This window comes from Pseudomonas sp. IT-P395, assembly GCF_949767675.1.
Taxonomy (GTDB): Bacteria; Pseudomonadota; Gammaproteobacteria; order Pseudomonadales; family Pseudomonadaceae; genus Aquipseudomonas.
In genome coordinates, this window is sequence record NZ_CATKPW010000006.1 from 126,233 (window position 1) to 139,616 (window position 13,384).

Genomic DNA, 13,384 nt, shown 5'->3' on the forward strand with positions numbered 1-13,384 from the left:
TGGCGGCGGCACATCCGGCATTGATGGTGGCTGACCCACCGCTATCGCTGGCAAGCCAGCTCCCACAGGGTCATGCGGCAACTTGGCGGATAAGTAGCAGCAGGAGGAAATGTGTGGGGTAGAGGGCGTAAGCCCAACGGCGCATGGGGGGTGGCTGGAGATGTCGTGCATGTCGCAACAGGAACATTCCGAGCAGTGGCGCGAACAGGCAGGTGGCAATGCCGAAAATGGCAACGCTATTACCGAAGATTGCCGATTCATACAGCACTTGCCATTGGTTGGCCGCCAGACACACCAACCCCGGCAAAAGGCTGAAATACCACGACCGACGAAACACCAATAGCATCGCCAGCGGCAGCAAAACGCCGAAGAACCCGAACATCAGTCGCTCCGGAAAAACAGCGGCCAGCACCAGCGCCGCAACGCCCAGCAATCGCGACATGATCGAGGGATCCTGCCACCCCCGCGCCACCAGCAACCCCAGCGCCAGCGTCGGCATCACATTCAACGTATCGGGCTCAGGAATGTACAACCGGTAAGGAATTTCACTCACCGCACTGAACAGCAACAACCAGCCCAGGTAGCGCCATTCCGTCTTCTGCGAACCATCACGCGCCAGATTCGCCGCCATCGCCAGACAAAACCACGGAAACGCCAACCGTCCTGGCACATACAGCCAATCGACGGAAAAGCCGACATATCGCAGGTGATCGAACAACATGCTCAGCAGCGCCAGCCACTTGAGCAGATCCAGTGCGCCGTCGCGTTTGCTCAGGTGCATAATCGTCCTACAAACTGGTAATTTCCTGAACGTGACATCCCGTGTGCTCCCCGGAAGATCTTCGGTAAAGTGCGCACCCTCATTGACCACGAGCCTTCACAAGAGTCTCGACCACGGAAGCCGGCCATGACCGACAAGAGCCAACAATTCGCCAGCGACAACTACTCCGGTATCTGCCCTGAAGCCTGGGCTGCGATGGAGCAGGCCAACCACGGCCACCAGCGCGCTTATGGCGACGATGAATGGACCGCACGCGCGTCCGACCATTTCCGCAAACTGTTCGAAACCGACTGCGAAGTGTTCTTCGCCTTCAACGGCACTGCTGCCAACTCGCTGGCCCTGTCGTCGCTGTGCCAGAGTTACCACAGCGTGATCTGCTCGGAAACCGCCCACGTCGAAACCGACGAATGCGGCGCCCCGGAATTCTTCTCCAACGGCTCGAAACTGCTGATCGCCGGCACCGAAAACGGCAAGATCACCCCGCAATCGATCCGCGAAGTCGCGCTCAAGCGCCAGGACATTCACTACCCGAAACCGCGTGTGGTCACCCTGACCCAAGCCACCGAAGTCGGCAGCGTCTACACCCCGGAAGAAGTCCGCGCCATCAGCGCCACTTGCAAAGAGCTGGGCCTGCACCTGCACATGGACGGCGCGCGCTTCTCCAACGCCTGCGCCTTCCTCGGCTGCTCCCCGGCCGATCTGACCTGGAAGGCCGGTGTTGATGTGCTGTGCTTCGGCGGCACGAAAAACGGCATGGCCGTGGGTGAAGCGATTCTGTTCTTCAACCACAAACTGGCGGAAGACTTCGATTACCGCTGCAAACAGGCCGGGCAACTGGCGTCGAAAATGCGCTTCCTCTCGGCACCGTGGGTCGGCATCCTCGAAAACGACGCCTGGCTGAAATACGCCCGCCACGCCAACCACTGCGCGCAGCTGCTGGCTGAACTGGTCAGCGACATTCCCGGCGTCGAACTGATGTTCCCGGTGCAGGCCAACGGCGTGTTCCTGCAACTGTCCGAGCCGGCCATCGCCGCGCTGACCGCGAAGAACTGGCGCTTCTACACCTTCATCGGCAAGGGCGGCGCACGCTTCATGTGTTCCTGGGACACCGAAGAAGAACGCGTCCGCGAACTGGCCCGCGACATCCGCGAAGTCATGTCCGCCTGACCTGACGTCCCACCCTCCCCCTGTAGGAGCTGCCGAAGGCTGCGATCCTTTGATCTTGAAAAACAAAATCAAAAGATCGCAGCCTTCGGCAGCTCCTACACAGGTTGTGCTTCTGCTTGGTCTACATTGTCTGTCGAGCCCTCCGCTCAGATAACAATAAGCAGGAGCATCGGCATGTCGCTACAAGGCAAAACCCTGTTCATCACCGGCGCCAGCCGTGGCATTGGCCGTGAGATCGCGCTGCGTGCCGCGAGGGACGGGGCCAATATCGCCATTGCGGCGAAGAGCGCCGAACCCCACGCCAAACTGCCCGGCACCATCCACAGCGTCGCCTCTGAAGTCGAAGCGGCGGGCGGCAAGGCGTTGGCGTTGCAGGTGGATGTGCGTGATGAGGACGGCGTGCGCCAGGCACTCGCCCAGGCCAACGAACATTTCGGCGCGATCGATGCGCTGGTGAACAACGCCGGGGCGATCAAGCTCACTGGTGTGCAACACATCGAACTCAAGCGGTTCGACCTGATGCACCAGATCAACACCCGCGCGGTGTTGCTGTGCAGCCAGGCCGCCCTGCCCTACTTGAAGAGATCCGCCGGGCACATTCTCAACCTGTCACCGCCGCTGAACCTTTCCACCAAATGGTTCGCGCAGTTCAGCCCCTACACCGTGACCAAGTACGGCATGAGCATGCTGACGCTGGGGATGAGCGAGGAATTTGCCAGTTACGGGATCAGCGTCAATTCACTGTGGCCGCAGACGATGATTGCCACGGCGGCGATTGAGTTTCAGTTGGGGAATCGGGAGTCGTTCAAGCAGGCGCGAACGCCAGAGATTATGGCGGATGCGACGCATGTGATTCTGGATAGCAGCGGGCGGCAGATTACCGGGCGGTTGTTGATTGATGAGGAGATTTTGCGTGAGAACGGTGTGGCGGAGTTTGATCATTATCGGTTTGATCGGGAAAGCGAGGCGGCGTTGATGCCGGATTTGTTTGTTGACTGAAATAGCCCCTCACCCTAGCCCTCTCCCAAAGGGAGAGGGGACTGATCGGGGGATATTTGAGAATTACGCCGACGTGAAACTACTTTGCCGAATCCATAATCGATAAGGTCGTTCAGGTCGATGTAGAACGCCAGACACCTCGGTCGGCCCCCTCTCCCTCTGGGAGAGGGCTGGGGTGAGGGTTACCGATCAGAAATCGATACGCACATCCCCCTTCGGCACACTGCAGCACGACAAGATAAACCCTTCGGCCTCGTCGTCCTCGGTAATCCCGCCGTTGTGCTCCATCTCCACCTCACCGCCCAGCTTCAGCACCTTGCACGTCCCGCAAATGCCCATACCGCACGCCTTCGGAATCATCAGCCCCAGCTTGGCGGCCGCCGCATGCACGGTCTCGCCCGGTGCCACGCGAATGCTCTTGCCAGACGAAGTGAATTCGACCTGATGCAGATCCGCCGCATCGATTTCCGGTGCATCCGCAGCCTGCTCGGCCTGTTCGACCGCATCGGCACGGGCTTCCGGCGGCGTGGCGCCGAAGGATTCCTCGTGATAACGCGACATGTCGTAACCGGCCACTTCGAGCAGGCGCTTGACCGCGTTCATGTACGGCGTCGGGCCGCAGCAGAACACTTCGCGCTCGAGGAAGTCCGGCACCATCAATTCGAGCATCTTGTGGTTCAGGTAACCGCGATACCCGGCCCACGGCTCACCCAAGCCATGTTTCTCGCAAATCAGGTGCAGGCTGAAGTTGTCGATCCGCGACGCCATGTGCTCCAGCTCGCGGTGGTAAATGATGTCTTTCGGCGAGCGCGCGCTGTGGATAAAGGTCATGTCGACGTTAGCGTTGGTGTCGTAGAACCAGCGCGCCATCGACATGCACGGCGTGATGCCGACGCCGCCGCTCAGATACAGCACTTTCGGGCTCGGGAAGTCGATGGCATTGAACAACCCGACCGGCCCGTGCACCGCCAACTCTTGCCCCTCATGAAGCGTGTCGTGCAGCCAGTTGGAGACCTTGCCGCCCGGCACCCGTTTGATCGTCACCGAAAAGCTGTACGGCACCGACGGCGAACTGGAGATCGTGTACGAGCGCATGATCGGCTGGCCTTCGATTTCCAGCTCCAGGGTGACGAATTGCCCGGGCTTGAAGAAGAACAGGATCGGCTGATCAGCCATAAAGCAGAAGGTGCGCACGTCCCAGGTTTCCTGGATGACTTTGACGCAACGGACGATGTGTCGGCCATTGGCCCAGGTCTGGGTGGTGACCGGATTCAGGAAGCTGTTGGACATGCTGTTCTCCACGGCCGACTGTCGGCCTCATGTCGGCGATTCTGCGTATAGCGCGAACCGCCCGTTTACCTATCCGCGACATCGGCATACTTATCGCGACCAGCCCCCAACCACCGGGGGTTGCGCGTCGGGAACAGATTGCACCATGTCGCCCATGGATAAGGTTCGCGGCAGCGCCGGCCCCACACTCGCCCCAACACCAAGACAGATTCTTTACACCTTGCGTAGCAACCGTTAGCAGCACACCTGATCAGCCACTTTTCGCCGGCCACGCAGATGGCCATGAGGATCACATCGATGGACGTCACCGCAAAAATCAGCCTGGGCGATCCGCTGGAACCCGCACGCAAGGCCACCGCACAAATGCTCCAGGAGCGCGAGCGCACGTTTTCGCTGCCGCAACCGTTCTACAGCGATGAGCGGCTGTTCGATATCGACATGCAGGAGATCTTTCAGAAAGAGTGGTTGATCGCCGGCATGACCTGCGAAATCCCGGCCAAGGGCAACTACCTGACCCTGCAGGTCGGCAAAAACCCGATCATCGTCATTCGTGGCGCCGAAGGCGTGGTGCACGCGTTCCACAACGTCTGCCGCCACCGTGGCTCGCGTCTGTGCACCAGCGAAAAAGGCAAAGTCGCCAAACTGGTCTGCCACTACCACCAGTGGACCTATGAGCTGGACGGACGCCTGCTGTTCGCCGGCACCGAAATGGGCGCCGACTTTGACATGAAGCAGTACGGCCTGAAACCGGTGAACGTGAAGACTGCCGGCGGCTACATCTTCATCAGCCTGGCGGAGAATCCGCCGGCCATTGATGACTTCCTGTCGACGCTGAACCATTACATGGAACCGTACGACATGGAGAACACCAAGGTGGCGATCACCACCACCTTGATGGAAAAGGCCAACTGGAAACTGGTGCTGGAAAACAACCGCGAGTGCTACCACTGCAACGCGTCGCACCCGGAACTGCTGAAAACCCTGCTGGAATGGGACGACGTCACCGACCCACGCGCCGATCAGGCGTTCAAGGATCACGTCGCCGCCTCCGCCGCTGCCTGGGAAGCCGAAAAGATCCCCTACGCCCACGCCAGCTTCGGCCTGCGCAACCGCATCGTGCGCATGCCGCTGCTCAAGGGCACCGTGTCGATGACCCTCGACGGCAAACAGGGCTGCGCGAAACTGATGGGCCGCATCAAGAACCCGGACCTCGGCTCGATGCGCATCCTGCACCTGCCGCACTCGTGGAACCACTGCATGGGCGACCACATCATCGTCTTCACCGTGTGGCCGATCAGCGCGCAGGAAACCATGGTCACCACCAAGTGGATCGTGCACAAGGATGCGGTTGAAGGCGTCGATTACGACGTGGAACGCATGCGTCAGGTATGGGACGCGACCAACGATCAGGATCGTCGACTGGCCGAAGAGAACCAGCGCGGGATCAACTCCACCGCTTACCAGCCTGGGCCTTACTCCAAGACCTATGAGTTTGGCGTGGTCAACTTCGTCGATTGGTACAGCGAGCGCATGCTGAACAACCTTGGGGCCGAGCCTGCGCCTTACCTCAAAGGCGTGCCGGTCCAAGGCTAAAAGCATCGCTGGCAAGCCAGCTCCCACAGTGGTTGATGGTGTTCACAGATTCCGTGTACACCGCAAAACCTGTGGGAGCTGGCTTGCCAGCGATAGCGTCAGAACAGTCACCGCATCACTTCGATGACCACCTCACCGATCCATCCTCACCAATAAACTCCTCAAATATCTCCTCCCCCACCAACCTGATCTTCGCGTACCCGTTCAACACCCGCAGCGGATACGCCGGGTCGTTGGCATCCTGGGTCTCCGACCACAACACCCGCGAATGCCCGTTCAGCTCACTGGAATTGCCATACGGAATCGCCCCGTGCCCGGCACAACGCGCATGCAAACCACCCTGCTGCGCATACACGATGCCGTTGTGCAGATGCCCCCAATACCAGTAATCCGGTTCACGCCCCAGCGCATCGCACACCGGTTGATACAGCGCGGTCTTGTTATGCCCAGAAATATCGAAGCCCTGATGATGGCTGAGCACCATGAGTTTCTTGCGTTTCGGCAGGCCTTTCATCCACGCGATCTGCGGCTCGTTCAAGGTGCCGTCCATGTACAGATTCATCGCATCTGACGCGTAAGCCGAATCCAGCCCGACCACCAGCCAGTCATCGTTGATCAAGGCGAAGTAACTGGTGCCCTGCTGCCCCGGAAAACGCTTGGCCAGTTCCTTGAAATAACCGTGGGCGCCGCTGTACATCTCGTGATTGGAATTGAGGGTGAACGAGCCATGTGTGCCCATCGGCCAACCGGCCATGTCGACGTCTTCCTGAGAGTGACTGCCGGCGTAATACACATCGCCCAAATGAATGGTGAAATCGGCTTGGGCCAGTTGCATCTGATTGGCCACTGACACCGCCGGCGCATGACTATCGAACGGCCCGGTACCCCAATCGCCAGCGATCGCCAAGGTCACCTCGCGATCCATCTGCACCACCGCCGGGTCAGTGCCGAACGTCGCGTGATGGCGCAGGTTTTCGATCCACTTCAGTAGCGCCTCACTCCACAACAGATCGAGCAATTCCCACTTGCGACAACCGAGCAGCGTGCCGTCCTTCAACACCCGGGTCGCCAGTTGATCCGGTGATTGCGGCAGCGGCGTCGCATTGCCAATGCGCAAGATCGACAAGCCGTGCGACAACTCCCATGGCACGGCGGGTTCGTCGTCCGGCAACTCGCCGTTTTTCAGCACGTACTGCGCCTGATCGTGGCCACGCTGCAACAGCTTGATGATCGCCTGAAACTCCTGCGGCTCCAGCTCGCTGATGAGTTTCATCCAGGCCATTTCCATGCGCGTGAACAAGCCGTGAATGCGCACTTTGACCTTGTCGTATTCGTGTTCCCAATGACTGACCAGTGACATGACAAATTCCTCTATCCGAAAGGGTTTCACAGAGTTTTCATGAATTCGATCAGCGCGCGTTTGTCGTCGTCCGACAGCGTCGTGCCGTACAGGTGACCGCTGTTGTGATTGCCCTCCAGCCGCGTGTCGTATTTGAAGTCGGCCGAGGCTTTGGCCTGGGCACCGCTGGTGACGAAACCGACGTTGACCGGGTCGTAGACGTCAGAACCGGTGATGAACGTCTGCGGACGTTTTTCCGCGGGTTGCAGCAAGTCCCACAGCGTCGGCACTGAACCGTTGTGCAGGTACGGCGCGCGCAGCCAGACGCCGTCGGTGGGCGTGTTGCTGTAACTCTGGGTCTTGCGGTAGGCGCCGAAATCGAACGGCGGTTTTTTGAAGGTGTGAAACGCGGCCACCAGCCCCGTGGTGAACGAGTCGAGCCGGTGCGGATCGGTGCCGAGCTGATCGATGTTGGTGGTGACCTGCCCGGTATCGGCGCGCCCGAAGTCATGACAAGCCGCGCAGTTGGCCTCCCAGATCGGCTTGCCCTGCGCGACTTTCGCTTGATCCAGCGCCCACGGCCACGCCGGTGCCTTGTGCCCGAGCAGCCAGTTGGTCACGCGATTGAAGCTCGGCGGCAGTACCGATTCCGGCGTCGCGCCCACGGCCATCGCGGCGGCGTAGTTGCGTTCGTGGATCTTGTTGTTATTGCCATCCCAATGCAGGTACATCGATTCCCGTGGTTTCTGGTTCCACACTTGCGGCAGGTCGACGGTGCCGATGGTCGAGTCATCCGGGAAGCCGAACACCACCATTTTCGTCGGGTTGAAGGTGTCGGTGCGGCCCGGGCCTTGTTGCGGACGCAGCTTCTGCCAGGCGTAGGCCTGTTTCTGCTTGAGCAGTGCGCTTTTGGCCATCGGCATGATCAGGTAGCGGTTGTAGAGCTTCTCGAAGAAGCCCAATTGGAACTTGCTGTTGATCGCCGCCATCACCGCATCGGTGGTGAATTTCGGGTCGCTGGCGCAATCGTAGGCAAACCACTGGAAGGCTTGCAGTTGCAGGGTGTTGGCCGGTGCGCTCGGCACATTGACGGCGACATCGCTGGCATTGGCCCGGTAGGAACCGGTATGGCACAGCGCGCAGTTCGGCTCTACCGTCGGGTAGCCGATCTGCCGTTTGGCCATGCCGATCGGCAGATCCTTGCCGTTTTCAAAGAGGAAGCCGAAAACCTCCCAGCCACCGGGTTTGGGCATTTTCTCCGGGCACATCTGCGGTAGCACGGCGAACAGGTAATAGGGAATGCGCGCTTCGATACCGAGGCCAATGGCGGCGTACTTGTAGTGATCTTCGTCGGAGGCGTATTCCTGCTCAGGAACGACGCGGAGCATCTGATACCAGGTTTGGTAACCGATAAAACCGAGTACGGCGACCACGATCAGCGTGCCGACCTTGAAGGCGTGGCTTTGCCATTGTCGCGCCCACGCCGCGCGCCACTCGCGCCAGCCATCGCAGAGCAGCGCCCACGGCCGGTTTTCCGGGGTGGTGCCGAGGTAGAGCAAAATGCCGAGGATCAGAAAGAAGCTCAGATCGCCCATCAACATCGGCACGAACACCGAGCCTTGAATGCTGGTGTTGATCAGATAAATCCAGAACACCACCGCGATCAATCGCGTCAGCACGCACAGCCAGGAATGCACCACGTAGCGCGGCGCGTTGAAGCCTGACGGCATGTAAAACACGCTGATGCCGACCAGCAGCATCCCGGCGTTTTCCAGCCATGGGTCGGAGAGTTGCGGCGGCAGCCCGACCACCGATGTCAGCAAGCCCGGCGCGAACAGCGCAGGGATGGCGAACACCATGTTCATCGCAATGCCGATCCAGATGAAGCGTTGAAACCAGCGGATGTAGCTTTCCATATCAGTTCCCCTGATCGTTCCCACGCTCTGCGTGGGAATGCATCCCGTGACGCTCTGCGTCACACAAGCGGACGCAGAGCGTCCATGGCGGCATTCCCACGCGGACGGTTCGACGCCTCGACGTGGGAACGATCAGTGACTACCCGAGGGCGGTTTTCTCCAGGTGCTCAAGGATGATCGGATACACATCGACCACCGCGTTCTTGCCGAACATGCAGTCGATGTGGCCGTAGCCCGGCACCACTTGTCGGCTGTAACGCTCTGGCCCGTGCATGTCGCACAAACGCTGGTAGGTCTTGAGGGTGCTTTCCGGCAGGTAACACTGGTTGTCGGCACCGCTGATAAAGCAGATCGGCATGGTCAGCCGATCAAAGTGCGGCATGTACACATCGTTGCCTTTGAAATCCACCAGATGCCCTTTGCGCACGATCAGCGCCAGATGCTCAAACGTCTCGATGTTCGACTCGCCGAACAGCTCGTGCAGGTTGTCGTGCAGGGTTTCGTTGAGGGTGTCGTGGCGATACAGCGACGCATACATGAAAGTGATGCGGTGGCACACCGGGTTGGTGCAATAACCCTGCGCCTCGATCCGCGCGTAGCCGTTGAGGGCCTTGTCGTAAAGTTTGTTGAACCAGTTCTCCTTGCTGTCGGCGTAAGCGGTCATCGACTTGATGCCGATCGCATCGAGCATGCCCGGCAGGTGCAAGCCAGCCTTCAACCCCGTTGCGGTCGCAACCACAGTGTCAGCGGCAATCTGCGAGCAGACCACCGAACGCACGCCCTGCAATCCGGCGAGCAGCGACATGAAGAATGTCGTCGCGCCGTAGCAATGCACCACGCACTGCACATCTTTGGCCTGAGTTTGCTGCTGAATCTGCGCGATGGCAGCCTTGAAGTCGTATTGGGCGATCTGGTCGCCGTTCCATTCCTTCTTGCTCGCCGGCAACAGAATGCTCACGCGGAAATCCAGCAACCACACGTCGTAGTCGTGTTTGCACAGGAATTCGAGCAGGTTGGTCTGGATGGTGTCGGTGGAAAAGATATTCGAGCCCACGCCCAAACCATGCACCAGCATCACCGGGCCTTTGCTGCCGGCCTGATAACGGGTCAGACGCAAATCGACACCGTCCTCGGTGGGGAAGAAATGCACCGCCGGTGTCGGCGCATCCAGTGGCCGCTTCAAGCGTGGCGGCGCATCCGGGTTGAAGTAAATATCGCCGGCAAACACGCCGCCGTAACTTTCCCAGAGAATCCCGGCGAAGAACTTGCCAAACCGCGCCAGCCCTTCAATGCGCTCACGTTCGTTACGCGCATTGAGCACTTTCATGGTGGTCATCTGCTTGGCGAAATCGGTCGGATGAATGTGCATCACCCCGGAGCCGATCACCTCACCGGTCTTGTCCGGCCCGCGATACAGCGTCACGTACAGCGTGCTGGTGTCGTGCCAGATATTCAGCACGCCGTTGTCTTCCGGCACGGTTTTGAAGGCGCTGAAGAAATAGTCGTTACCGTCCTCGGCGGTCAGTTTCATGTCGTATTTCATGTGGCGCGTATCGACCTGTTGCTCGAATTGCTCGAACAGATTGAACACGCCATTACTGGCGGTCAGCGGTTTGGGTGACAGTGCCGGGGCGATCACCGTACCGACGATGGTCGCCGCGTGTTCCGGCTCCTTGATCATCCGGTTCATGTCGTTGGCGGTGATGGTCAGAGTGAAATCAATCGGCGAATTTTCCGCCTCACCGCGCTTGGCCGCTGCTTCGTAGACTTTCAGATCGGTGCTTTGCGCCGCGGTGAAGGCGCGAGAGAAATAGCCCTTCATGGTTTCGGTGAACTGCACGCCGAGGGTTGGCGGCGCCACCGGTTTGCGCGGCGCAGAAGGCAGCGTGTAGTCGATCTGCCAGCCTCGGTCGGCGGCGAGCAGGCCCATGTTGCGCTCGCTGACGGCGGAAATGGTCAGCAGCGGATTGACCGCCAGCGACGTCGGAATCACCGCCCCGTCAGTCACGTACAAATTAGCGTAAACATCCGTGCCGCTGGCACCGCTGAACACCTGCCCCTTGTGATTGACCACGCCTTGCGCCGCGTCTTCGCCCATCACGCAACCGCCCAACGGGTGCACCGAGACGATGCTGTGCTTGAGCAGTTTGGTCCAGATCGGATTCTCCACCCACACGCCACCCAGTGCCTTGGTGCTCTGCTGCAACCGTTCGTTGCCGAGCTTGAAGTTCTCCTGCTCGCCAACGCCCGGCCAGTCGATGCGCAGTTGATCCTTGCTGTCGAGGATCATCCGCCCCTGGCCACTGTCGTGGCTCATGATCAGGTAGGTCTGCATGTTGTGCAGTGCGCCGTAATACGGGCCGCGCAGAAAGCTTTCGGCTTCGCGCTCCTTGTATTTGACCTTGCCGCTGAAGCTGTCATCGGTGGCGACGCCGATCATCTCGGCAAACCCGGCCATCGCCGGCACCATCGGCCGACCGAGCGCGCCGGGGATCGAGCCTTCTTCGATGACCATGCGGCTGCGCCAGTCGCCCTCGGTACGCATGTCGATCACCGAGGTGATGCACGGACCGACCGGGTGCAGCTCCTTGGCCGGGTGCGCGCCGAAACCGATGCCGTTGATGGTTTGCTCGCAGTTGTGGCCGAAGCCGAGGATGTCGCCGTTGCCGCTCATGTTCTCGCCGAGCTGGCCGGACATCACCACGCCTTTGTCACGCGAACGCAGGAGGATTTCGGTCGAGCCAAGCGTGCCGGCGGAGACCACGACGATATCGGCCTTCACGAACAACGTCGGCGCGCTGAACATCTCCCGCCCACTGTCGAGGTACTGGAAATGCACGATCCAGCCGTCGCCATTACGCTCCAGATGGCGCACTTCGGTCTGACAGAAAATCTCCGTGCCATGGTTCCAGGCGTCCGGCAGATAGTTCATCAACGTGGTGTTCTTGGCCTTGTTGTTACAGCCCGAAACGCAGTCGCCGCACTGGTTGCACGGCAGTTGCTCGACGCCGACATGGTTGAGGTTGTTCGGCAGTTTGTCGAAGGTCACGTTGATCGGCGGCTTGTAGAAATGTGCACCTTGCTTGAGGTAGTCCGCCGATTTCTTGTTGGCGTCGAGTTTCGGCAGATTTGGTGCAGTGCTCGGATAGGGATTGGGTTTGAGCATCTCGCGGGCGCGGGCGTAACCGTCCTTGAGCAGCGTGTCGCGGTGTTCACGCACCGCTTGCGGCCAGCGCGGATCATCGAACACGCCTGGCTCCGGCTCGAGGGCAACGTTGGCATTAATCAGCGACGTGCCGCCGAGGCCGCAACCGACCACAACGTTTTGCTGGGCGTTGACGTGTAAATCGAACAGCCCGGTGCGCGAGCCGATATGGCCATCCGGGTCATGCACCTGCAGTTCTTCGGTGGCGGCAATCATGGTGTTGGGGTATTCGCCGGGCTGGATTTCCCGACCGCGTTCGAGCAGGCACACACGTTTGCCGGCACGGGACAGGCGCGAGGCAGCAATGCCGCCGCCGTAGCCTGAACCGATAACAATCACATCGTAGTGTTCCTTGATCTCGCTGATGGGCGTTGCGATCCGTGTCATGGGGTGCATCCTCTAATCAGGCAGATGGGGCAACTCTGCGGTTGCCTGCAATCAATGGGCGAACGGGCACCTGGCCACCGGATCAAGTCCGGCGACAGCACAGCGGTCTGGCGGGTGTGGCGCGCTACAGGCGAGCGTGCTGATTGGCGGCGCGCCGGAGCGTGCGCTTGCGTTGCGAAGGCGGGGGGCGGTGCGGCTGACTATCCATCATGCGTTCTCCCAGAACCTGATGTGGATAAGTGACGGCTGTCCTTGTGCCATTGCAGTGAAGACAGCGCAGGAATCGAAGTCAAGGCAACGCCTTAGAACTGTATGAAATCTGATCAATTACCGTTTGGACTATGCGCACCGGGGCTTGCGGAGTTTGGCAAACAAGTTATCCACATAACCACCCACAGCAAATGGGGGTAACTGTGGATGATTCGGAAAATAACTGACTGATTTGTGAAGAAATATCGTGACTTATCCAGAAGGACGGTTTGCCAGACGCATTGGTTGTTTTTTGATCAAATCTTCGTAAGCCACGTTTTTCATGGCCTGTAGCGGATGGCGAACACGTTATCCACAGAAGCGCCAACAGAGTTCGGGGGTAACTTTGCCTTGTCTGTGGAAAAGCGTTGGAGGCTGTGTGAAATCGAGGTTTGCGCGGGAATTAAGTCCGGAAACTGACGAATTGACTGTTTTTTGATCATCCCTTCGAAAGCCAC

At 59.5% G+C, this 13,384-nt stretch carries 8 protein-coding genes; 3 read left to right on the forward strand and 5 right to left on the reverse strand.

The window, feature by feature from the left end; all coding sequences use genetic code 11:
* Positions 1 to 70 precede the first annotated feature (70 nt).
* Positions 71 to 781 (reverse strand): TraX family protein, encoded by a 711-nt coding sequence (locus ACM6IN_RS05865; RefSeq protein WP_414915581.1) that lies wholly within the window; start codon positions 779 to 781, stop codon positions 71 to 73.
* Between the two features lie 126 nt (positions 782 to 907).
* On the opposite strand from ACM6IN_RS05865, the gene ACM6IN_RS05870 reads away from it, so the two are divergent.
* Together ACM6IN_RS05870 and ACM6IN_RS05875 are read left to right on the forward strand one after the other, a co-directional pair.
* The gene (locus ACM6IN_RS05870) at positions 908 to 1,948 is read left to right on the forward strand and encodes a low specificity L-threonine aldolase (protein ID WP_236431625.1); all 1,041 of its coding nucleotides are present in this window, start codon (positions 908 to 910) and stop codon (positions 1,946 to 1,948) included.
* A 174-nt stretch (positions 1,949 to 2,122) separates the two neighbouring features.
* Positions 2,123 to 2,947: an SDR family oxidoreductase gene (locus tag ACM6IN_RS05875; protein ID WP_414915582.1), complete on the forward strand. Its 825-nt coding sequence runs from the start codon at positions 2,123 to 2,125 to the stop codon at positions 2,945 to 2,947.
* A gap of 189 nt (positions 2,948 to 3,136) precedes the next feature.
* On the opposite strand, the gene gbcB is transcribed toward ACM6IN_RS05875, so the two are convergent.
* Positions 3,137 to 4,237 (reverse strand): glycine-betaine demethylase subunit GbcB, encoded by a 1,101-nt coding sequence (gene gbcB / locus ACM6IN_RS05880; protein ID WP_007911227.1) that lies wholly within the window; start codon positions 4,235 to 4,237, stop codon positions 3,137 to 3,139.
* A 297-nt stretch (positions 4,238 to 4,534) separates the two neighbouring features.
* Between gbcB and gbcA the strand changes: the two genes are divergently transcribed.
* Positions 4,535 to 5,830 carry a glycine-betaine demethylase subunit GbcA gene (gene gbcA, locus ACM6IN_RS05885; RefSeq protein WP_007911229.1) on the forward strand — a complete coding sequence of 432 codons (1,296 nt, stop codon included), beginning with the start codon at positions 4,535 to 4,537 and terminating at the stop codon, positions 5,828 to 5,830.
* Positions 5,831 to 5,945: 115 nt separating this feature from the next.
* On the opposite strand, the gene ACM6IN_RS05890 is transcribed toward gbcA, so the two are convergent.
* The 3 genes from ACM6IN_RS05890 to ACM6IN_RS05900 all read right to left on the reverse strand — a co-directional run bounded on the left by ACM6IN_RS05890 (position 5,946) and on the right by ACM6IN_RS05900 (position 12,677).
* Positions 5,946 to 7,190, reverse strand: a complete 1,245-nt coding sequence (locus ACM6IN_RS05890) for a metallophosphoesterase family protein (protein ID WP_123375954.1) — start codon at positions 7,188 to 7,190, stop codon at positions 5,946 to 5,948.
* Between the two features lie 26 nt (positions 7,191 to 7,216).
* Positions 7,217 to 9,085, reverse strand: coding sequence for a hypothetical protein (locus tag ACM6IN_RS05895; protein WP_123375953.1), 1,869 nt, complete (start codon positions 9,083 to 9,085; stop codon positions 7,217 to 7,219).
* Between the two features lie 139 nt (positions 9,086 to 9,224).
* Positions 9,225 to 12,677 (reverse strand): GMC oxidoreductase, encoded by a 3,453-nt coding sequence (locus ACM6IN_RS05900; RefSeq protein WP_414915583.1) that lies wholly within the window; start codon positions 12,675 to 12,677, stop codon positions 9,225 to 9,227.
* Positions 12,678 to 13,384 lie beyond the last annotated feature (707 nt).